This is a genomic window from Thiomonas delicata, assembly GCF_900088825.1.
Classification (GTDB): Bacteria; Pseudomonadota; Gammaproteobacteria; order Burkholderiales; family Burkholderiaceae_C; genus Thiomonas_A; species Thiomonas_A delicata.
This window is the reverse complement of the sequence record NZ_LT592171.1, coordinates 1,071,003-1,091,991: the sequence shown is the minus strand read 5'-3', so window position 1 is coordinate 1,091,991 and position 20,989 is coordinate 1,071,003. Positions and strand designations below refer to the sequence as shown.

Annotated in this window: 22 protein-coding genes; 5 read left to right on the top strand and 17 right to left on the bottom strand. The window is 67.9% G+C overall.

Going from position 1 to position 20,989, the window contains the following annotated elements:
* Positions 1–43: 43 nt before the first annotated feature.
* The 10 genes from THIARS_RS14695 to flhF all read right to left on the bottom strand — a co-directional run bounded on the left by THIARS_RS14695 (position 44) and on the right by flhF (position 9,741).
* Entirely contained in the window at positions 44–1,951 is a 1,908-nt protein-coding gene (locus THIARS_RS14695; protein ID WP_094161541.1) for a sensor domain-containing diguanylate cyclase, read from the bottom strand.
* Between the two features lie 59 nt (positions 1,952–2,010).
* A complete protein-coding gene (locus tag THIARS_RS14690) occupies positions 2,011–3,726 on the bottom strand; it encodes a GGDEF domain-containing protein (RefSeq protein WP_094161540.1) in 1,716 nt (571 codons plus the stop codon).
* Between the two features lie 132 nt (positions 3,727–3,858).
* Positions 3,859–4,209: an EscU/YscU/HrcU family type III secretion system export apparatus switch protein gene (locus tag THIARS_RS14685; RefSeq protein WP_094161539.1), complete on the bottom strand. Its 351-nt coding sequence runs from the start codon at positions 4,207–4,209 to the stop codon at positions 3,859–3,861.
* Positions 4,206–5,438, bottom strand: a complete 1,233-nt coding sequence (gene fliK, locus THIARS_RS14680; RefSeq protein WP_094161538.1) for a flagellar hook-length control protein FliK — start codon at positions 5,436–5,438, stop codon at positions 4,206–4,208. The genes THIARS_RS14685 and fliK overlap by 4 nt, the downstream gene beginning before the upstream one ends.
* Positions 5,435–5,968 (bottom strand): DUF2802 domain-containing protein, encoded by a 534-nt coding sequence (locus THIARS_RS18995; protein ID WP_245845940.1) that lies wholly within the window; start codon positions 5,966–5,968, stop codon positions 5,435–5,437. The genes fliK and THIARS_RS18995 overlap by 4 nt, the downstream gene beginning before the upstream one ends.
* A 43-nt stretch (positions 5,969–6,011) precedes the next feature.
* Positions 6,012–6,239: a hypothetical protein gene (locus THIARS_RS18380; protein WP_141202429.1), complete on the bottom strand. Its 228-nt coding sequence runs from the start codon at positions 6,237–6,239 to the stop codon at positions 6,012–6,014.
* A gap of 45 nt (positions 6,240–6,284) precedes the next feature.
* Positions 6,285–7,028 carry a flagellar motor protein gene (locus tag THIARS_RS14670; RefSeq protein ID WP_094161537.1) on the bottom strand — a complete coding sequence of 248 codons (744 nt, stop codon included), beginning with the start codon at positions 7,026–7,028 and terminating at the stop codon, positions 6,285–6,287.
* A gap of 68 nt (positions 7,029–7,096) precedes the next feature.
* Positions 7,097–7,828: an RNA polymerase sigma factor FliA gene (gene fliA / locus THIARS_RS14665; protein ID WP_094161536.1), complete on the bottom strand. Its 732-nt coding sequence runs from the start codon at positions 7,826–7,828 to the stop codon at positions 7,097–7,099.
* A 36-nt stretch (positions 7,829–7,864) separates the two neighbouring features.
* Positions 7,865–8,722 (bottom strand): MinD/ParA family protein, encoded by an 858-nt coding sequence (locus tag THIARS_RS14660; protein ID WP_094161535.1) that lies wholly within the window; start codon positions 8,720–8,722, stop codon positions 7,865–7,867.
* An 8-nt stretch (positions 8,723–8,730) separates the two neighbouring features.
* Positions 8,731–9,741 (bottom strand): flagellar biosynthesis GTPase FlhF, encoded by a 1,011-nt coding sequence (gene flhF, locus THIARS_RS14655; protein ID WP_245845939.1) that lies wholly within the window; start codon positions 9,739–9,741, stop codon positions 8,731–8,733.
* Between the two features lie 20 nt (positions 9,742–9,761).
* Here flhF and THIARS_RS14650 point away from each other — a divergent pair, with 20 nt between their 5' ends.
* Positions 9,762–9,932 (top strand): FHIPEP family type III secretion protein, encoded by a 171-nt coding sequence (locus THIARS_RS14650; RefSeq protein ID WP_245845938.1) that lies wholly within the window; start codon positions 9,762–9,764, stop codon positions 9,930–9,932.
* 17 nt (positions 9,933–9,949) lie between these two features.
* Here THIARS_RS14650 and THIARS_RS18990 read toward each other — a convergent pair whose 3' ends face one another.
* From THIARS_RS18990 to fliO, 7 genes are read right to left on the bottom strand one after another with little or no spacing between them, the layout of a single operon-like run.
* A complete protein-coding gene (locus THIARS_RS18990; protein WP_245845937.1) occupies positions 9,950–10,321 on the bottom strand; it encodes a flagellar biosynthesis protein FlhF in 372 nt (123 codons plus the stop codon).
* A 3-nt stretch (positions 10,322–10,324) separates the two neighbouring features.
* A complete protein-coding gene (flhA, locus tag THIARS_RS14640; protein ID WP_245845936.1) occupies positions 10,325–12,400 on the bottom strand; it encodes a flagellar biosynthesis protein FlhA in 2,076 nt (691 codons plus the stop codon).
* A gap of 26 nt (positions 12,401–12,426) precedes the next feature.
* Positions 12,427–13,569 carry a flagellar biosynthesis protein FlhB gene (gene flhB, locus THIARS_RS14635; protein ID WP_094161531.1) on the bottom strand — a complete coding sequence of 381 codons (1,143 nt, stop codon included), beginning with the start codon at positions 13,567–13,569 and terminating at the stop codon, positions 12,427–12,429.
* 12 nt (positions 13,570–13,581) lie between these two features.
* The gene (gene fliR / locus THIARS_RS14630; protein WP_094161530.1) at positions 13,582–14,373 is read right to left on the bottom strand and encodes a flagellar biosynthetic protein FliR; all 792 of its coding nucleotides are present in this window, start codon (positions 14,371–14,373) and stop codon (positions 13,582–13,584) included.
* Positions 14,370–14,645, bottom strand: coding sequence for a flagellar biosynthesis protein FliQ (gene fliQ / locus THIARS_RS14625; protein WP_094161529.1), 276 nt, complete (start codon positions 14,643–14,645; stop codon positions 14,370–14,372). The genes fliR and fliQ overlap by 4 nt, the downstream gene beginning before the upstream one ends.
* A gap of 12 nt (positions 14,646–14,657) precedes the next feature.
* The gene (fliP, locus tag THIARS_RS14620) at positions 14,658–15,410 is read right to left on the bottom strand and encodes a flagellar type III secretion system pore protein FliP (protein ID WP_186436695.1); all 753 of its coding nucleotides are present in this window, start codon (positions 15,408–15,410) and stop codon (positions 14,658–14,660) included.
* The gene (gene fliO, locus THIARS_RS14615) at positions 15,407–15,829 is read right to left on the bottom strand and encodes a flagellar biosynthetic protein FliO (protein WP_245845935.1); all 423 of its coding nucleotides are present in this window, start codon (positions 15,827–15,829) and stop codon (positions 15,407–15,409) included. Before fliO ends, fliP begins: the two co-directional genes overlap by 4 nt.
* Positions 15,830–16,127: 298 nt before the next feature.
* Between fliO and sufB the strand changes: the two genes are divergently transcribed.
* Genes sufB through THIARS_RS14595 form a run of 4 tightly spaced genes read left to right on the top strand, consistent with a single transcriptional unit; the run spans position 16,128 to position 20,977 of the window.
* On the top strand, positions 16,128–17,573 hold the full coding sequence (sufB, locus tag THIARS_RS14610) for a Fe-S cluster assembly protein SufB (protein WP_094161528.1): 1,446 nt from the start codon (positions 16,128–16,130) through the stop codon (positions 17,571–17,573).
* Positions 17,574–17,595: 22 nt separating this feature from the next.
* Positions 17,596–18,408, top strand: coding sequence for a Fe-S cluster assembly ATPase SufC (gene sufC, locus THIARS_RS14605; RefSeq protein ID WP_094161527.1), 813 nt, complete (start codon positions 17,596–17,598; stop codon positions 18,406–18,408).
* 2 nt (positions 18,409–18,410) lie between these two features.
* Positions 18,411–19,730, top strand: coding sequence for a Fe-S cluster assembly protein SufD (gene sufD, locus THIARS_RS14600; protein ID WP_094161526.1), 1,320 nt, complete (start codon positions 18,411–18,413; stop codon positions 19,728–19,730).
* Positions 19,727–20,977, top strand: a complete 1,251-nt coding sequence (locus tag THIARS_RS14595; RefSeq protein WP_094161525.1) for an aminotransferase class V-fold PLP-dependent enzyme — start codon at positions 19,727–19,729, stop codon at positions 20,975–20,977. The genes sufD and THIARS_RS14595 overlap by 4 nt, the downstream gene beginning before the upstream one ends.
* Positions 20,978–20,989: the final 12 nt, after the last annotated feature.

The following is a 20,989-nucleotide window of genomic DNA, read 5'->3' as shown; positions in this document are numbered from 1 at the left end:
GCCTGCCTCGCTGAAGGCTTGCGTGTGGGGCATGTGTCGCCGATCACTCGGCCTGTGAGGCGCAGCCCTGCACCTGGATCGGCAAGCTCACCACGCGGTTGCGCCCGCCGCGCTTGGCCAGCAACAAAGCTTGATCCGCCGCATGCAGGACATCCTCGATTCGTGTGCCGCTGAATCCCGCCTGAGCGACACCGGCGGAAAGCGTGACGGCCGGAAAATCGCCCTGCATGTCTTCCACCGCACGGCGCATGCGCTCGGCCAGCGCCGCGGCGGCACGGGCATCCGTATTGGTGCACACCAGCACCAACTCCTCGCCGCCCCAACGCGCCAGCATGTCGGTCGAACGGGTCTGCGCGTGCAGCGTGCGCGTGACCGCGCACAACACGCGGTCACCGACATCGTGCCCATGGCTGTCGTTGATGGCCTTGAAGTGGTCGAGATCAAGCATCACGCAACTCAAGGCTAGCCCGGCGCGCGCGGCGTCCGCCCAGGCCTGGGCGAGGAATTCGTCGAGCGCGCGGCGGTTGGGCAAGCCGGTCAACTCGTCGGTATAGGCCGCGGCGCGCAGATTGGCGTTGATCCGGGCCAGCTCGCGCTGCATGGTGAAGGCATGATGACGCTCGTGTTCGAGCGCGGCGAGCAGGCGCACGGTATGCCCGCCCAGCCTGACCTTGGCCAGCAGCAGCCTGGGCTCGGACGGATACGCCAGGACATCGTTCGCGCCGGCATCGATCGCGCGAAGCGTCTCCTCGTCCTCGAGTGCACTGGTCAGCAACAACATGTAGAGCCTGGGTCCGAATTCCTGTCTGACCTGCCTGCACCACGCCAACTTGTCACCCGCCAACAGCTCGTTCTCGAGGATGAGAACCTGGGGCTGGTGCAGGCGCAACAGCTCGGTCCCCAGCTCCAGGCCAGGCGCCACGAGGACCCGCATTCCATCTTGTTCCAGCACGTGGCACAGGCCGCTGCCCGGCTGCGCGAGCGGACCGACCACGAGCGCCGAATCGGGCAGCCGGTCATCCAGCGGCGGCGCCACGGCGAGTGCGGCGCGCAGCCTTTCGAATTCGGCCTCGGCCTGGTCCGCGGGGATCGAGACGTCAAGAATGCGCGCCATGTCGGGAAAATCGGTGCGCATCTGGTCGAGCATGACGACCACCGCCTCCTGGTCCATGCCCAGGCGCGCGGCACCCATGTACAGGCCCGGCAGATCGGCCTTGGCGTGCAGACTGCACAGGTTGCCGGCCACGCAGCGCGCAACGTCCACCATCAGCGCGAGTTCGCCACCGCGCCCTGCCGCATGCGCGACCTCCTGGCCGATGGGCAGCACCGCAAGCCATAGCGCCACGGGGAATTCCCAGTCCTCCAAGAGGGCGGCGCTGGCCTCGTTCTGATCGAAGCCCCAGCGTTCGCGCTGGTATTGCAAGAGACTCGCGCCCCCCGCCGCAGGGGGGTTCGCCACCTCGGCGCCGAAGGCGGCTGCCATGGCCAACTGGCCGATATCGCTCAGCAGTCCCAGGGTGAAGGCCTCCGAGCCTGGAATGGAGCGCAGCCTGCGCGCCAGACGCTGCATCACCAGGCCGCGCGCCAGCGCGCAGCGCCAGTGCCGGTTCAAGTCGAAGTCGGGCAGCCAGTCGCTGGCGGTATGCACCAGCGTGAGGCCCACCGCGAGGCGCGCCAGGGTCGCGACGCCGATGCGCATCACGGCATCTTCCACCGCCGCGGTCTGGCGCAGGCCGGCGTAGAGCGCCGAATTGGCCACCTGGACCGTCTTGGCCACCAGCATCGGATCTTTGCGGGCGCAGCGGCAAACCTCGAACACGCCGGTTTCGCGGCGCCCGACCTGGCGCATCAATTCGAGCGCGACGGCGCTCGGCGAGGGAAGTGGTTTCCGGCTGGCCCGCAAGAGGGCGAGGATCTGGGTATTGCGCGCTTGAAGATCGGACAGTTCCATGCTCGGTAAGACAGTGTTTCGAGCATGGTAATCGCCCCTTGCGGCACAGCCGCCCGTGCCTATCGGGCCAGAGGTCGGGCTGGCTGAGATTTTCCTCCCGCCTCGGCCGGCGCCGCATAGACCAGGCGCTGCCGCCCGGCCTGCTTGGCGTGCAGGAGCGCCGCGTCCGCGCGTTGGTACAACGAGACGAAGTCCTCATACTGACCCCATGCGGCGATTCCGGCGCTGAAACTGGCCTGGACGCTTTGCCCGCTGGGGCGATGCAGGATGCGCTGGGCGCAAAACGCCTGCAGCAGACGGTCGACGACAGGGTAGGCCTGTTCGGCGTCCACATCGGGCAGCACCAGCATGAACTCCTCGCCGCCCATGCGCGCGATGCTGTCGCTCGGACGCATGAGGCGGCGGGTCAGATCCACCAGGGCGCGCAGGAACGCGTCGCCCAGATCGTGTCCGAAGTTGTCGTTGATGCGCTTGAAATGGTCGAGATCGAGCAAGGCCACCGACAGCGGCAGCTTGAGCCGCAGGGCGCGCGACGCGTCGCGCGTGAAAACCAGGTCGAGCCCGCGACGGTTGAGCGCCCCGGTGAGCGGATCCTCCTGCAGTTTCTGGCTGGCCTGTTCGAGTTCGTTTTCCAGACTCTGGATGCGCTCATGCGCCTCGGCGGCCTGGCGCTGGGCCAGTTCGAGCTGACCGCCGAGTTCGCGGCTGCGCTGCTGCATCTCGCGCCCCTGCTCGAGGATGCCCCGCACCACGCCGCGCATCTCTTCCCAGTCGTCGCTGGTTTCGAGCTTGCGCAGATCGGCCTCGAGCGCCTGGTTGTAGCCGGCGCTGTGCTCGGCATAGGCCGCCAGATTGCGCACGACCAGGCCGATGAGTTCCTTGGCCGTGGCGCGCGCCTCGTCGGCGCTCTTGTGCAGCACGCCCTGGCGGAACAGCAGTTGCTTGAGATTGCCTTGCGCCTCTTCAAGGCGACGCACGTCCAGCGGCGGACGCAGGATGTCCTGGATCGCCGACATCTGGACGCTGATCCAGTGGTCCTGCGCCAGAAATTCGCCAAGGTTGTCCAGCATGAGATCGAACAGCCTGACGAGGCCTTCGCGCACGGCCAGTTCTTCGGCGTGCCTGGCATCCCACAAACGCCAGAGCTCGCGCGACTGGACGTTCAGCGCTGCGGCATCGGCCACGGCGTCGCCGCCCTCGGCCAGCGCGATCAAGCCCTGCACCCGCTGCACCACCTCCGCATCGGTGAACGTGGGCAGCAAGCCGTACTTGAGGCTTTGCGCCCAGAGCTGGCGCCAGATCGCCTCGCCCGCCGGCGTCTCGACCGGGCGCGGCGCGTCGGCCAGCGCCCCGGCGGCTTGCCGGCTGGGCAGCGCGGCCCATTGCGTCAGCAGCCGCACGAGACGCTGCCGCAATTCGCCCGCCTCGATGGCGGGCATCGAGGCCGGTCCCAGGACCTCGATGGACTGGCGCTTTTGCAATTGGGTCAGACCGGCCTGCGATCGCTCCCATTCGCCCAGCAGATGCAACAGCAACGGCCCCCATGCAACGGCCTGGACGGGAGCCGGGCCAACGTCGGGCCCGGTGGCGGCGCGCGACGCTTCAGCCGCCGGCGGGATGCCGCCGGCAGGTGGCGGCGAACCGGCGCCTTGCGCCAGCTCGTTGAAGATTCGGGCATAGTTGTCCGGCGTCGGCCCCAGGTGAAGCTCGGCCAGGCGCTTGAGCGTGGCCCGTGCCAGCTCGGTCACCCGGGCGGTGGATGTCGTCTTGGACATGGTGTCGTGTCGCGTTTTTTTTCGGCAAGGATCGCAGGCGATGAGAAGGATCGGGCCATGCAAGGCCGGGGCGCAGCCGGGCGCGGCGGCTCGCGGCGCAGCCCCGGGACCCACGGGCGGCGTGAAGCGCGTTCACGGCTCCGGCCCCGCCGGGATGAAGCCGGGCGCGGAACCGGGCATGCCGCCGGCGTCGTGCTCGAGGCGCCACAACCAGGCCAGCAGCTCGGCCACGGCGACATAGAGGGTCGGCGGGATCTGCGCGTCGAGATCGACGCCCATGAGCAGCTGCACGAGCTGGGGCGATTCGTGAACGTACACGCCAGCCTCGCGGGCGCGGGCCACGATGGCCTCGGCGATCAAGCCACGGCCCTTGGCGACGACCTCGGGCGCACCCTGCTCGGTTTCGTAGCGCAAGGCCACGGCCTCGCGCGGAGCCGCGGCGCCCGAGGCCTGTGAACGGGGCGATTCCGTATCGCGGTTCATGGCGTCGGCAGGGGCTGCAGAGCCAGCGCGTCGAGTTGCAGCCCGGCATCCTGCAGCGAGCGGCTGAACTCCGCGCGCCGATCCCGCAGGATGGAAGCGGCCTGCGCGCTGTGCTGCAGCTTGACGCGAAGGTGCTGGTCGGCGCCCAGATGCAGGGTCACCACCAGCTGGCCCAACTGCGGAAGATCGAGCTTGAGCACGGTGGTCCAGCCGCGCGCGCTGGCGGACCCGGGCTCGCCGCCCGCACGCGCGTCGTCCGGCTCGATTCGCCATTGCAGCTCCTGCCCTGGCCAAATCTGCCCCGCCCACAGCACCTGGCCCTGCGCCAAGGTGGCCAACTGCTGCTGCACCAGACCCTGGAGTTGGGCCGGGAGTTCGGTGATGCCGGCCTGCATCGCAGCCGGCCGCGCCTGCAGCCCCGCGTAGGCCTGCAAGGCCTGCTGCGCGCGCAAGTCCAGGCCCGGGCCGCCCGCGGCGGTTTGCGCCGCGGGCGGCAAAACCCCGGAGGTTTGGGCAGGCACCTGGTCCGGCGCGCCGGGGACGGAAGGCGCGGCGGCCTGCCTCGCGGCCTGCGCCTGTGGAGCGGCGACAGCGACAGCGACAGCAGCCGGCATGCCTGCTGGCGGCGCGGCGGAAGCCGGCGTGGGCAGACGCGCGAGCAGCAGTGAAAGCTGGCCCTGCGGTTCGGCCAATAACTCCGGCAAAGGGAGCTGCCCCTGCGCCCAGGCCGCGAGATGGCTTTCATAGAACAACCCGCTGGACTTGACGCTCTGCGCCAGGGCATGGGCAAGCTGCGGTGCGGGCATCGGCCCAGGCTCGACCCACACGGGCCCGGTCCGCTGCACCGCGACGCTCTGCGGGGCGAGCTGCTGCAGGCGCCCCAGCAGTTGCGCCGTGGCCGAGAGCTGGGGCTGCTCCAAGGCGGGGCTGTTCGGCGGAGCCAGCAGCAGGAGCGGCTGCGCCCCGGGTTCGCTCAAGACCACCAGGGGCAGTTGCTGACCCACGGCATGCTGGCCCGGCAAAGTGGCGGCCAGCAGTGCCTGGCCCAGACGCAGCAGCACCTGTCCATCGGCCTGGGTCTGCACCACTTCGGCAAGCACCCTGGTACCGGGCGCAAGGGCGAGAGCCGCGGCCGGGCTGCCCGGCGGCGCCACCGAACGCGCCTCGAAGGCGGCCCCGCCCGTCTGCGTCGCCGGCAATGCGGAGGGAACGCCGGGCAGGCTGCTCACCGCTGGGTTCCCTGCAGGCTGAGCATCAATTCGGCTTCGGCTTCGCTGAGTCCGCAGCGCGCGGCGATCTCACGCACGGTCAGTCCTTGCTGGACGAGTTGCTGCATCAGGTCGAGCATCTGCGCGCGCAGCGCAGCCTGCGCGGGCTCCGACCCGGCCGCGGGCACGGATGCGGTGGCGGCTTGGGCTGCCGCCACCGGCGATTTTGCCCGCGGCCCTGGGGCGGCATCGGGACTGGCGACAGGCTCTCGGGGAAGCGTCGCGCCGGTGCCGGCCGCGGCCGGCGGCGCGGAATGCCTTGGCGCGGCAGACCCTGCCGGGAGCGCGCCCTCGGTCACGAGCCGGAAGGTGCCCGCCGCCGCGTCGCCGCGCACGCCGGACACCGGGGCCGGCTGGTCCAGCCTGTCTTCCAGGGCGGAGATGCGCCTGCGTTCGTGGTCGATCTGCGCCACCAGCTTGCGCACCATGGCCATCAGGCCGATTTGCAACAGGACGATGAGCGCGGCAAGCGCAAGCAGAAGGGGAACCATGGTGCCTTTCAATGGGAGCGCCCGGGTGGACGGCCGAGCGGCCTCAAGCCAGTTCGTCGATCCGTCCTCCGCGAGGCCCTTGCGGCTGCGGCGGGGACGAGGGCTCGGACGTATTGTCGCGCTCGGCGGGGGCGGGTTCGGAGGGCGGCCTGGGCCGGGGCGGCTGCCTGGGCTGCCGGTTCGGGGAGCGGTCCTGATCGCGCACGGGCGTCGCCGGCGCATAGGGTTGCACCGGTCCGACGGGATCTGCGGCAACGTAGCTCTGGTTCATGTTTCACCTCTCATGCCCCGCCCCGGCCGGCGCGCCGGGTCTTTGTCAATGCGCGAAAAAGCTCTGAAGGCGTCCCTCGATGATGCGCGGGTTCTCGCCCTCGGCGATCGCCACCAACCCCTCGATCACCAGTTCCTGCAATTTGGCCCTTGTGTGCACGATGCTTTTCATCTTGTTCGCCATCGGCAGAAAAAACAAGTTCGCCGAGCCCACGCCGTAGATCGTGGCGACGAAGGCCACGGCGATGCCCTCGCCCAGCTTGCTCGGATCGGCCAGGTTCTCCATGACGTGGATCAACCCGAGCACAGCGCCGAGAATGCCGACCGTCGGCGCATAGCCGCCGGCCGATTCCAGCACCTTGGCGGCCTGCATGTCGTGATGCTCGACCGCGCCGATCTCGTGCTCCAGGGTGGCGCGGATCTTGGCCGGGTCGGTGCCATCCACCAGCATTTGCAGGCCCTTGCGGGTGAAGGGATCGGGCACGTCGTCGATCAGCGCCTCGAGCGCGAGCAGGCCGTCCTTGCGCGCGGCGGCGCTCCAGTCCAGGATCATGCGGATGGATTCGGCCGGATTGAGCATCGGCGGCTTGACGATCCATGGCAGCATGCGCAGCGAGCGCAGGAACACGGCCAGCGGAAACTGCAGCATGGTGGCGCCGGTGGTGCCGCCGATGACGATGAGAAAAGCGGTGGGCTGGACGATGGAACTGATATGGCCGCCCTCGAGCATCTGCCCGAGGAGTATGGAGCCCAGCGCCACCACCAGGCCTATGATGCTCAGAATGTCCATGCGCAAGTCGTTGCGTGGTTGACGGGATCAGGGTCCGGGTGCCGCGGCGTCATCGTCGACCGGCCGCGTCAGCGCGCTGGCGCGGCGCCGTGCGCCTGCAGGCTGGCACGCAGGCGCATCACGGCCTGCTTCATGAGCTGGCTCACGCGCGACTCGCTCACATCGAGCACCTGGCCGATTTCCTTGAGCTGCAGATCCTCCTGGTAGTACAGCGAGAGGATCATCCGCTCGCGCTCGGGAAGCTCCATGATGGCGCTTTGCAAGTCGCGCTCGAGCTGCTCGTCCTGCAAGGCGGCGTCGGGCTGGGCGATGGAATTGTCGGCATGGCGTTCAGTGAAGTCGAGGCCCTCGCCCGGCGACAGGTCTTCCAGATAGACGAGCTGCAGGCTGGACTGCGCCAGCGCCGCTTGGTAGGCCTCCAGGGTCCAGCCCAGATGCGCGGCGATCTCCACATCCTCCGGCGGCCGCCGCAGGCTCTGGGTCAGCGCCTGGATGCCCTTCTGGATCGAGCGCTCCTGCGTGCGGCTGCGGCGCGGCAGCCAGTCCTGCCGGCGCAACTCGTCATAAATGGCGCCGCGGATGCGTATGGCGGCATAAGCGCCGAACTGCGCCGCCGACTGCTCCAGGCCGCGTTCCAGCGCGTCCCACAACCCGATCATGCCGGCCTGCTCGAGATCGGCGATGTCGACCGATGCGGGCAACTGCGCGGCCATCTGGCCCGCGATGCGCTTGACCATCGGCAGATGCCGGGTCAGGCGTTCTTCGCGGGTCTCAGTCGGGTTGTACACGACGGATTTCATTCTGGGTGCGAGCAAGGCGATGGGTGGTCGCGGCGTTCAGGCCGGCGCGGCGGGCTGCCCGGCCTGCAGCCATTGCGCCATGAAAAATTCAAGTTGCCCGCCCGGGCCCTTGGGAACCGGCCAGGCGCGCACACGCGAGGCCAGCGCGTCGAAGGCCGCCGCGGCAGGGCTTTGTGGCGCGGATTCGACCACGGCACGTTGTGCGCGCACGGCCGCGCGCAAGGCAGGATCCAGCGGTATGGTACCGACCAGATCGAGGGAGACGTCCAGATAGCGGTCCGTCACGCCGACGATCTTGGCGAACAGGGTCTGGCCTTCGCGCGCATCGCGCACCATATTGGGCAGCAGATGAAAGCGGCGCTGGCCGTACTGCTTGGACAGCACCTTGATGAGGGCGTAGGCGTCGGCCACCGAGGCCGGCTCGTTGGACAGCACGACGATGAGGTATTGCGCGGCGCGGCTGAAGGTCAGCACGTCGCCCGAGATGCCGGCGGCGCAATCGACCAGCAGGTAGTCGAGCTGCAGGTCGATGCCGCTCACGGCGTCGATCAGGCGCGCCTGGCTTTGCGCGTCCAGCGCGGCCATGCTGCTCACGCCGCTGGCCGCGGGCAACACCCAGACGTCGTGGGGTCCGCGCACCAGCACCTGTTCCAGCGTCTTCTCGCCCGAAAGCACATGCGAGATGTTGTAGCGCGGGGTCAGGCCGAGCAGGATGTCAATATTGCCCAGGCCCAGGTCGGCGTCGAACACCATGACGCGATTGCCGGCACGCGCCAGGCTGATGGCCAGATTCGCCACCACATTGGTCTTGCCCACCCCGCCCTTGCCGCTGGCCACGGTGATGACCTTGGTTGCCGTCTTGTGCAGTCGGCGCAGTCCTTCAGCTTGATCCATGGTCGTCCTCAAAAGCCGGGGTTTGCGCGCGCCGGCTCATGGCCAGCGGGCGGCGACGCGTGATACGCGGTCGTGTCGTCATGCAGTAATTCGACAATCTTAGCGAGCGTGGGCACGTGCAAATCTTCGGGCACGCGCTGGCCATCGGTGTAGAAGCACAAGGCAAGCCGCTGCTCGACCAGCCATTGCAGCGCGGCGCCGAAGACGGGGGTTTCATCCAGCTTGGTCAGGATGCAGGCCGCCACCGGCAGGTGCTGGTACATCTTCCACAATTCGTCGTAGAAGCCCAGGCCCATGCCGGCGTTGATCAGCAAGAGCCGTGTGATGCGCGAGCCGAAACCCTGCAGCCATTGCATCTGCTCGGCGAGGCGGGCATCGCGCGGACTCAGGCCGATGGTGTCGATGAGCACGAAGCGGCGGTCGGAGAATTCCTGCAGATGCTGTTCCAGTTCCTTCGCGTCACGCGCCACGGCCACCGGCACCCCCAGAATGCGGCCGTAGATCTTGAGCTGCTCGACCCCGCCGATCCGATAGGTGTCGGTGGTGATCAGGGCCACCGCCGACGTGCCGTGGCGCAGCACCAGGCGCGCGGCCAGCTTGGCGATGGTCGTGGTCTTGCCCACGCCGGTCGGCCCCACCAGCGCATAGACGCCGTCGGCCGCCACCGGGTCGGCCGGCATGTCCAGGCGCTGCAGATAGGCGCCGAGCGCGTCAGGCAGCTTGGCGCCCGGGACCGCCAGGGCCTGCGCGCACGACGGCGAGAATCCGAGCTCCTGCAGGCGCTCGGCCATGGGGGAAGACACCGGCCCCGCCGCCTGCGCGCCGCTGGAGACCGTGGATTGCACCCATTGCCGCAGCGCATGCAACTCGTCACGCAGGCCCCGGATTTCACCTGACCATGCCGGTTGCGTCAGGCCCGCGGCGCCCTGCCCCGCTGCCGCCGCGGGCGCTTGGACGGAAGCCGGGCGCTGCGGCTTGGCCGTAGGCATCGCCGCGGCCGCGGGCGGCGGGGTGCGCACGGGCTGTGGTGCCNGACCTGATGCAGCGCATGGAGGCGCAGGGCGCCAGCCCCGTGCTGCTGACGGTGGCGCCGCTGCGCCAGTTCCTCGCCCGCCTGCTGGCGCGCACCGCGCCGCGCCTGCGCGTGCTGTCGTACGCCGAAGTGCCCGACCAGAAGCAGGTCAAGATCATCTCCACCCTCGGAGCCTAAGCCGTGAAAATCAAGCGCTACACCGGAACCAGCACGCGCGAGGTGCTCGCACGCATCCGCAACGATCTCGGCCCGGACGCTGTGATCCTGTCCAACCGGGAGATCGCGGGCGGCGGGGTGCGCACGGGCTGTGGTGCCGGCTGCGCCCTCGATGGGGCGGGCGCTGCCTGGCGCGGGGCGGCGGCAGCCGGCCTCTGCGAGGCCAGGGCCGGTTCCTCCGCGGCCGGCTCGGCCTGCAGATGGCTGGCGTCGAAATCCACCGCGGCCATGAGTTCCACGCCGCCGACGATCTCCCGGTTGGACAGGATCACAGCGTCCGGGCCGAGATCGTTGCGGATGCGTGCGAGCACCTCGCGCGTGCTGGTTCCGGTGTAGCGCTTGATTTTCACGGCTTAGGCTCCGAGGGTGGAGATGATCTTGACCTGCTTCTGGTCGGGCACTTCGGCGTACGACAGCACGCGCAGGCGCGGCGCGGTGCGCGCCAGCAGGCGGGCGAGGAACTGGCGCAGCGGCGCCACCGTCAGCAGCACGGGGCTGGCGCCCTGCGCCTCCATGCGCTGCATCAGGTCGCGCGCCCGCTCCATCAGGCGCTGCGCCAGGCCGGGCTCGATGGCGGCCTGCGCCGGGTCGGCGCGCAGGCTGGAGAGCAGGATCTGCTCGAGCTGTCCATCGAGCACCGCGGCGGACAGCTCCTTGCCCGAAGCCGTGAGCGTTTGCACGATGAAGGGGCCGAGGGCCTGGCGCACACGCGCCGTGAGTTCGTCCGCATCCTGAATCTGACCCGCATTTTCCGCCAGAACCTCGGCGATGGTGCGCATGTCTCGAATGGGCACGCCTTCGGCCAGCAGGTTTTGCAGCACCTTGCGCAGGCGATCGGCCGAGATCTGCTTGGGCACCAGGTCTTCCACCAGCTTGGGCGAACGGGTGGACAGGTGCGCCAGCAGACCTTCGACCTCCTCGCGCCCGAGCAGTTCGGCGGCATGGCTCTGCAGCAGGTGGTGCAGATGGGTGGCGATCACCGTGCTGGGGTCGACCACGGTATAGCCCAGCGCCTGGGCCTGGTCGCGCTGGCTGGTGGCAATCCACACCGCAGGCAGGCCGAAGGCCGGGTCGGTCGTCGGCTGGCCCGCGAGCGTGCCCAGGACCTGCCCCGGATTGATCGCCATCAGCATGTCGGGGAACACCTCGCCGGCTCCCACGTCCACGCCCTTGAGCGCGATGCGATAACCGCCGGGACGCAACTCCAGGTTGTCGCGGATATGCACCGCCGACACCAGGAAACCCAGTTCCTGGGCGAACTTCTTGCGCACTCCGCGGATGCGCCCGAGCAACTCGCCGCCCTGAAGCCGGTCGACCAGGGCGATGAGCCGGTAGCCCACGTCCAGCGCCAGCGTGTCCACCGGCTCGATCTGCTCCCAGCTGACCTCCTCCGGCTCGGCCGGCGCTGGTGGAGGCACGGCCGCGGCGGCCTCCGCCGTGGTCTCGCGCAGCCGCTTCTCGCGCAGCCACAGGATGCCGCCCAGCACGGCCGCTGCGCCCAGGAAGGACAGGTGCGGCATGCCCGGCACCAGGCCGATGAAGCCGAGGATGCCGGCGGCGATGCCCAGCACGTGCTTGTGGCTGAACAGCTGGGCGATGAGCTGGCGTCCCACGTCCTGGCCGGTCGACACATTGCTGATGACGATGCCCGCGGCGATGGAGATGACCAGCGACGGAATCTGCGCCACGAGCGCGTCGCCGATGGACAGCAGGGTGTAGTTCTGCGCCGCCTGGGTCAGGTTCAGGCCGTGCATGAACACGCCGATGACCAGGCCGCCGATCAGGTCGATGAACAGGATGAGGATGGCGGCCACGGCGTCGCCGCGCACGAATTTGCTCGCGCCGTCCATCGCGCCGAAGAAGTCGGCCTCCTGCGCGATGTCGGCGCGCCGCCTGCGCGCCTCCTCCTGATCGATCAGTCCGGCGTTGAGGTCGGCGTCGATGGCCATCTGCTTGCCCGGCATCGCGTCCAGGGTAAAGCGCGCGCTGACCTCGGCGATGCGCCCCGCGCCCTTGGTGATCACGACGAAGTTGATCACCACCAGGATGGCGAAGATGATGATACCCACCGCGTAGTTGCCGCCGACGACGAAGGCGCCGAACGATTCGATCACCTGCCCCGCCGCGCCCGTGCCGTTCTGCCCGTTGAGAAGAATGACCCGCGCCGCGGCCACGTTCAGCGACAGCCGCAGCAAGGTGGTGAGCAGGATGGCGGTGGGAAAGGCGGCGAAGTCCAGCGGCCGCGTCAGATACAGGGTGACGAGCAGGATGACCAGCGACAGCGCGATGTTGAAGGTGAACAGGACGTCGAGGACGAAGGTGGGCAGCGGCACCACCAGCATCATCAGGATCATCATCACCAGCAGCGGAGCCGCCAGCACGCGCCAGTCGGCGCGGCGCAGGACGCCAAACGCCGATCGGACGGTCATGGAAGATGGAGGGTTGCTGGCCATGGTCAGTGCAGCGGCATGGCCGCGTCGGCGGAAGTGTCGAGCTCAGGAGGAATCGCCCAATCCTGCGGCAACTCGGCGGACTGCGGCAGCGCGCGCAGTTGGTACACATAAGCCAGCAGCAAGGCCACGGCGTTGTAGAGCGCCACCGGGATTTCCCGCTCCAGCTCGGCGTAGCGAAACAGGGCGCGCGCCAGGGGCGGCGCCTCGATCACCGGCACGCCGTGTTCCCTGGCCAGTTCGCGGATGCGCGCCGCCACCTGGTCGGCCCCCAGCGCCAGCACGACCGGCGCTCGATTTTTCCCCTGACTGTAGCCCAGCGCAACGGCGTAGTGCGTCGGGTTGGTGACCACCACGTCGGCCTTGGGCACCGCGGCCATCATGCGCTTGCGGGCACGCTCGCGCTGCAGCGTGCGGATGCGCTGCTTGATCTGCGGGTTGCCCTCGCTTTCGCGCATCTCGTCCTGCATGTCCTGGCGCGACATCTTCAGTTTGCTGTTGATCTGGAACAGCTGCCAGGGGACGTCGAGTGCCGCGATGAGAAAGGTCGCCAAGGCCAGCCAGAAGAAGGACTGGGCGCACAGCATGGCGAGCTGGGCGGGCACCAGATCCGGTTCGATCTGCAGCAACTGCAGCAGGGGTCCGCGCTGCGTCCATAACACCAGAACCCCCAGCCCGCCAATGACCAGGGCCTTGATCACCGCCTTGCCCAGTTCGCCCAAGCCCGTGATGGAGAACATGCGCTGCACCCCGGCCACCGGATCCAGGCGTGAAAAATCGGGCGCAAGGGCCTGGCCGCTGAACACCCAGCCCCCCAGCGCCAGGCCGCCGGCCGCGCTGGACAAGAAATTCAGCAGCAAAAACGGCAACAACACCATCAGTCCGAGCAACACGACATGGCCGGCGAAGGCGAGCATCTGCGTGGCATCGTGCGCGGCCGGCGCCGGAATGGTGAGGCCGGTCTGCAACATGGTTCTGCTTTGCGTATAGACCCAGCTTCCGCCGTAGAACACCGCCACCGCCACGCCCGCCAGCAGCAGGCTGGAGGTGAGGTCGCGCGAACGCGGCACCTGCCCCTTCTCGCGCGCCTGCTGCTTGCGCTTGAGCGAGGCGGGTAATTCCTTGTCCTGGGCGCTGTCGTCAGCCATGGCGCGTGCGCATCAGCGAGCCCCGCCCTGCAGCAGCAGACGGGTGGACAGATCCAGGCCCACCTCGACCAGATGCCGCACCACCGTCTGCATCACCGGCATGAGCAGGTACAAAGCCAGGAAACCCAGCGCGAAAAACAGCGGAAAACCAATCGCGAACAGATTGAGCTGGGGGGCCAGCTTGCTCAGCACCGCCAACCCGAGGTTGGCGATGATCAGCACCCCCAGCACAGGCGCCGCCAGCGCCAAGCCCAGGCTGAACAAGGCCGAGCCCTCCAGCGCCAGCGTGTGCCAGGTCGACGGACCCAGGCCGAGCGCCGGGCCGACCGGGATCAGCGTGAAGCTGCGCGCCAGCACCGCCAGCAGGAGCAAATGGCCGTTGAGCGAAACGAACAGCAACAGGGCGAGCAGATTGAGGAAGCTCGCCAGGCTGGTGACCTGGACCCCCTGCACCGGGTCGAACAACGTCGAAAACCCCAGCCCCATCTGCAAACCGATGACGCTGCCGGCCAGTTGCACGGTACTGAGCACGATGGTCATGGCCATGCCGATCACCCCGCCCACCAGCAGCTGCTGCACCACCAGCGTCCAGCCCAGGCTGCTGCCCAGCTGCACCGGCGGCATGGTCGGCAAGGCCGGGGCGAGCGCCACGGCGACGAGCACGGCCAGCCCCACGCGCAACTGGATGGGCATCTGCGTGGCGCCGAACACCGGCGCGGCGGCCAGCATCGCCAGCACGCGCAGGAAGGGCCAGAAGAAGGCGCCGATCCAGGTCTCGATCTGCGTGGAGGTGAAATCGATCATGGGCCCGTCAGCATCGAGGGAATGCTCTGGAACAGCCGGATGGTGAAATCCATCAGGATGTGCAGCATCCAGGGCCCGGCGAACACCGCGGCCAGGCCGATCGCCAGAATCTTGGGCACGAAGCTCAGGGTCATCTCATTGAGCTGCGTGGCCGCCTGCAGCAAGCTCACCAGCAGGCCGACCACAAGCGCCGTGCCCAGCAGCGGCAGCGAGACGAGAAACATGACCCAGAGCGCCTGCTGCCCGAGGGTCGTCACGGTTTCGGGTGTCATGCCATTCCCCTTTCAATGCACGAAGCTCTGCACGAGGGAACCGATCACCAGTTCCCAGCCATTGACCAGCACGAACAGCATCAGCTTGAGCGGAAACGACACCGTCACCGGCGACAGCATCATCATGCCCATCGACATCAGCACGGCCGCCACCACCATGTCGATGATGAGAAATGGAATGAAGACCATGAACCCGATCTGGAACGCCGTCTTCAACTCCGAAGTGACGAAGGCCGGGATCAGCAGCGTCATCGGCGTGTCCGCGGGCGTGGCCAGCGGCTTGTGGCCCGAAAGCTTGACGAACAGCGCCAGGTCGTCGCTCCGCGTCTGCGCCAGCATGAAGGTCTTCATCGGCGCGGCGCCGGCGTCGAGCGCCTGCGCCATGGAGATCTTGTTGTCCATCAGCGGCTTGAGCGCCACGTCATTGACCTTGCCCAGCACCGGGCTCATCACGAAAAACGTGAGGAACAGCGACAGGCCGATGATCACCTGGCTCGGCGGAACCGTGGTGGTTCCGAGCGCCTGCTTGAGCAGGGACAACACGATGACGATGCGCGTGAAGGCCGTCATCATCAGCAACATCGCCGGCAGAAACACCAGCACCGTCATGAACAGCAGCGTCTGCAGGCTCAGCGAATATTCGGTTGCGCCTCCAGGCGCGGGCGTGCTCGTGAAGGCGGGCAAACCCTGCGCCTGGACCCACGTCGGGAGAACCAGCGTGAGCAAAACGAAAACATTGCGGAGCTTGCGGATGGACGGTTTCATGGACTTCGGTCTTGGGCCTCACCTCGCGCCGTGGCTCGACGCAACCAGTCCGAAAAGACCGCACCTGAGTCGGTCCTTCGCACATCGAGCGCCTGCGGCAGCACGTGCAAACAGCGCAGGCCTTGGGGGCTTGAGCCCAGCAGCAATTGCTGTTCGCCCACCTGGATCAGCAAAAGCCGTTCCCGCGGCGAAAGCGCCAGCGTCGCCACCACCGCAAACGGCGCGCCGGCCCCGGACAAACCCGGCTGCATACGCCTAAGTCCCCGCAATACAAGGAAAAAAACGACCAGCACCAGCGCCAGCCCACCGACAACACGCAACAACGCAGACCAGGACATCGGATCGGACATGGCCGAGCACCTCAGAAACAGACGGATTTTTGACAATGGCAGCAGCGAACTGCCGGCGAATTGACGCAAGCGACACCGGAATTCTGCGCCAGCCCTTCAACCTATTTGTTCGTCCTGTATCACCTTGGCGCGGCAACATCACCGCCCGGCCGGCGGCATGGCCCGACAGCGGCCGGAGCTCGACACGAAGACCCGGCGTTTTCACTACTTGCGGGATGGGTACTGCGCGCGCGTGGTCGAAACGGACTTTAAGTGGTAAATTTGTTACCACTAATGGATCGGCGCGACCCGGTTCGTCACGCATCGCGACGGCGCCGCGGCCTGGCGCGAACCGGTCCGGTCGCCCCCTACCCAAGGAGCCGTTTCGATGCGCAAAAGCAACCAGACACTGGACGCATTTCTCGAACGCGATTATGCGGCGGGGTTCAGCTCGCCGATCGAGTCCGACCTCGCGCCCAAGGGCCTGAGCGAAGACACCATCCGGCTGATCTCGGGCAAGAAAAACGAGCCCGACTTCATGCTGCAGTGGCGGCTGAAAGCCTACCGGCACTGGCTCACCATGACCGAGCCGACCTGGGCCAAGATCCACCATCCGCCGATCGATTATCAGGCCATCCATTACTACGCCGCACCCAAACGCACCAAGGCGGCGAAGAGCATCGACGAGGTCGATCCCGAGCTGCTGCGCGTTTACGAGAAACTCGGCATTCCGCTGCACGAGCGCGCGGCGCTGGCCGGCGTGGCGGTGGACGCGGTGTTCGACTCGGTTTCGGTGGCCACGACGTTCAAGGACCAGCTGGCCAGGCACGGCATCATTTTCTGTTCGTTTTCCGACGCGGTGCAAAACCACGCCGAACTGGTGCGGCAATACCTCGGTTCGGTGGTGCCGCCCGGCGACAATTTTTTCGCCGCGCTCAACGCCGCGGTGTTCACCGACGGGAGCTTCGTCTACATCCCCAAGGGTGTGCGTTGCCCGATGGAGCTTTCCACCTACTTCCGCATCAACGCCAAGGACAGCGGCCAGTTCGAGCGCACGCTCATCATCGCCGACGAGGGCGCGCAGGTCTCGTACCTGGAGGGCTGTACCGCGCCGCGGCGCGACGAGAACCAGTTGCACGCCGCGGTGGTGGAGATCGTCGCCCTTGACGACGCGCGGGTGAAGTACTCGACGGTCCAGAACTGGTACCCCGGAGACAAGGACGGCAAGGGTGGCATCTACAACTTCGTCACCAAGCGCGGCGAATGCCGCGGCGCGCGCTCGCGCATTTCCTGGACGCAAGTGGAAACCGGCTCGGCGATCACCTGGAAATATCCGAGCGTGCTGCTGCGCGGCGACGATTCGATCGGCGAGTTCTATTCGGTGGCGCTGACCAACCATTTCCAGCAGGCCGACACCGGAACCAAGATGATCCACATCGGCCGCAACACACGCAGCACCATCGTCTCCAAAGGCATTTCCGCCGGGCGCGGCAGCAACACCTACCGCGGCCTGGTGAAAGTGCTGCCCAAGGCCGAAGGCGCGCGCAACTACACGCAGTGCGACTCGCTGCTGATCGGCTCGCGCTGCGGCGCGCACACCTTTCCCTATATCGAGGTGCGCAATCCAAGCGCGCAGGTCGAACACGAGGCCACGACTTCGCGTGTCGGCGAAGACCAGCTCTTCTACTGCATGCAGCGCGGCATTTCGGCGGAGGACGCGGTGGCGATGATCGTCAACGGCTTCGCCCGCGAAGTGGTCAGGCAGTTGCCGATGGAGTTCGCGGTCGAAGCGCAGAAGCTGCTGGGCGTCAGCCTCGAAGGCAGCGTGGGTTGAAACACAGCCGGGGAAACCAAAGATGCAAACGCAAGCCAACCCCCAGCCGCAAGCCGCACAGCCCCTTTTGCAGATACGCGGCCTGCGGGCGGAAATCGACGGCAAACTTGTGCTTGCCGGCGTCGATCTGGACATCGCCGCCGGCGAGGTTGCCGCCATCATGGGCCCCAACGGCTCGGGCAAGAGCACGCTGGCGCAGGTGCTCGCCGGACGCGACATCTATCACGTCACCGGCGGCTCGGTGCGATACGCCGGCATGGATTTGCTGGCGATGCCTGCCGAGGAGCGCGCACGCGCCGGGCTGTTCCTCGCCTTTCAGTACCCGGTGGAAATTCCCGGGGTGTCCAATGTCTACCTGCTCAAGGCCGCGCTCAACGCCCAGCGCGGACACCAGGGACTGCCCGAACTCGACGCGATGGAATTCCTGCAAAAGGTCAAGGCGCTGACGCGCGAACTCGGCATGGACGAGAAATTCGTCCAACGCGGTGTCAACGAGGGTTTTTCCGGCGGCGAGAAAAAGCGCAATGAAATGCTGCAAATGGCCTTGCTGCAGCCGCGCCTGGCCATCCTCGACGAAACCGACTCCGGGCTGGACGTGGACGCGCTCAAGGCCGTGGCGCAGGGCGTCAACGCCCTGCGCGCGGCCGAACGCGCCTTCGTGCTGATCACCCATTACGAACGCCTGCTCGAGCACATCGTCCCCGACCGCGTGCACGTGCTTTGGCAAGGGCGCATCGTCACTTCGGGCGGTCCGGAGCTGGCGCGGCGCATCGAGCGCGAAGGCTATGCCTGGCTGCAGCATGGCGCGGCCGAGCCCAGTGCGCAGGAGGCCTGAGCATGGGAGCGCTCGAAGCATTCGTCCAGGCGTTCGGCACGGTCGACTCCCGCGCTGCGGCCGAGCCCGCCGACGCTGCGCGCGCGCGGCGCGACGCCCTCGAAACATTGCTGCGCAGCGGCCTGCCGACACGTCACAGCGAGGACTGGAAATACACCAGCCTGCGCCTGCTCGATACCTTCGGTTTCTCCACCGCGGCGCCCTCCGCGCCGCTGGCCATCGATGGCTTGCGGCAGGCCGGCGCCCTGCTTGCCGAAGACGCTCTGCGTCTGGTCTTCGTCGATGGCCGCTTCGACGCCGGGCTTTCGCGCCTGGACGGCTTGCCCCCGGGAGTGAAACTCGCGTCGTGGGGCGCGACCGAAGCGCAAGCGCGGGAGCGTGCCGGCGAAGAGCTCTGCCCCGTCGCGCAAGGCGGCGCGTTCGACGCGGTCAACCGCATGTTCGCCTGCGACGGCATGCTGCTCGAGCTGGCCAACGGCGTGCGCCTTTCCGTGCCCGTCGTGGTCATCGCGATGCAAACACGCGGTGGCGCCAGCCATGTGCGCCATGTCCTGCGCCTGGGACTTGGGGCTTCGGCGCGCGTGATCGAGCAGCACATCGGCGTCGCGCAGGCGGATCCTTATCTGGCGAGCAGCGTGACCCGCGCGGAACTGGCGCGCGGGGCGAATCTGCAGCACGTGCGCGTGCAGGACGAGGCCGACGCGGCGGCGCACGTTTCGCAACTGCATGTGGCCCAGGGCGAGGACAGCGTCCTCGACGCGCAGGCGCTGGTCCTGGGGGCCAGACTGTCGCGCCAGGAATTTCACGTCGAGCACGAGGCGCCGGGTTGCCGCACCGAACTGCGCGGCGCCAGCGTGCTCCGTGCCGAGCAACATGCAGACGTGCACCTGCGGGTCGAGCACCGCCACCCGCGCGGCACCAGCCGCACCCATGTGCGCGGCGTGTTCGACGACGCCGCGCGCGGCGTTTTCACCGGCCGCGTGAACGTGCACCCGCAGGCGCAGAAAACCGACGCGGGCATGATCAACCGCAATCTGCTGCTGTCGCCGCGCGCCGAGGCCGACACCCGCCCGCAACTGCAGATCGATGCCGACGAGGTGCTTTGCAGCCACGGCGCCACGGTCGGCCAACTCGACGCCGACGCGCTTTTTTATCTGCTCTCGCGCGGCATCGCTGCGCAAGACGCGCGCGCCATGCTGGTGCAGGCCTTCATTGCCGCGGCGCTGCCCGACATCGGCTGGGAGCCCTTGCGCGCGCATGTCCGCGCCCGGCTTGCGGCGCGGCAAGACCTGGCGATCGAAACCTCGGAGAATCCGGCATGAACGCGCGCGAATCCCGATCGCCCCTCGGGCCGCAACTCGCGGCGGTTCGCGAACAATTCCCCATCCTCGCCCAGACCGCGCGCGGCAAGCCGCTCGTGTATCTGGACAACGCGGCGACGACGCAAAAGCCGCTCGCCGTGCTCGACGCGATGCGCGCGTTCGCGTTGCGCGATTACGCCAACGTGCATCGCGGCGTGCATCTGCTTTCGCAGCGCGCTACCGATGCCTTCGAGGCGGCGCGGGCGAGGCTTGCGGCATTCCTGCATGCCCGTAGCGCCGGCGAAATCGTGTTCGTGCGCGGCGCCACCGAGGCGATCAACCTCGTGGCGCAAAGCTTCGTCCGGCCCCGCCTGCAGCCCGGCGACGAAGTGCTGGTGACGGCGATGGAGCACCATGCCAACATCGTGCCCTGGCAGATGGTGTGCGAGGCCACCGGCGCCAGGTTGCGTGTGCTGCCGATGGCCGACGACGGCGCGCTCGCCCTCGACGCGCTACCCGCGCTGCTCACCGCGCGCACGCGCATGCTGGCCGTGGCGCATGTGTCCAACGTGCTCGGCACCGTGAATGATGTCGCGCGCATCGTCCGGCTCGCCCAGGCCCGCGGCGTGCCGGTGCTGGTCGACGGTGCGCAGGCGGTGGCGCATCTGCCGGTGGACGTGCAGGCGCTGGGTTGCGACTTCTATGCCTTCTCGGGCCACAAGCTCTACGGGCCCACCGGCGTCGGCGTGCTGTGGGGGCGAGCCGAACGGCTTGCTGACATGCAACCTTATCAAGGCGGCGGCGACATGATCCGCACCGTCAGCTTCGAACGCACCACCTACGCCGACCCGCCGGCGCGCTTCGAGGCCGGAACCCCGCACATCATCGGCGCGATCGGGCTGGCCGCGGCGATCGACTTCGTGCAAGGCCTGGGCTGGGACGCGATCGCCGCACACGAACGCGCGCTGCTCGAACTGGCGCAGGAGGAGCTCTCGCACATCCCCGGGCTTCGCATCTATGGCACGGTGGCGGGCAAGATCGGCGTCGTCTCGTTCAACGTCGACGGCCTTCACGCCCACGACCTCGGCACCATCGTCGACACCGAGGGTGTCGCGATACGCGCCGGCCACCACTGCGCGATGCCGCTGATGCAACGCTACGGCGTGGCGGCGATGGCGCGGGCGTCGCTCGGCGTCTACAACACCGAGGACGACGTGCACGCGCTGGCGCGCGCGGTGCGCAAGGCCCACGCCATGTTCTCAGCTTGAACACGAAAGCGA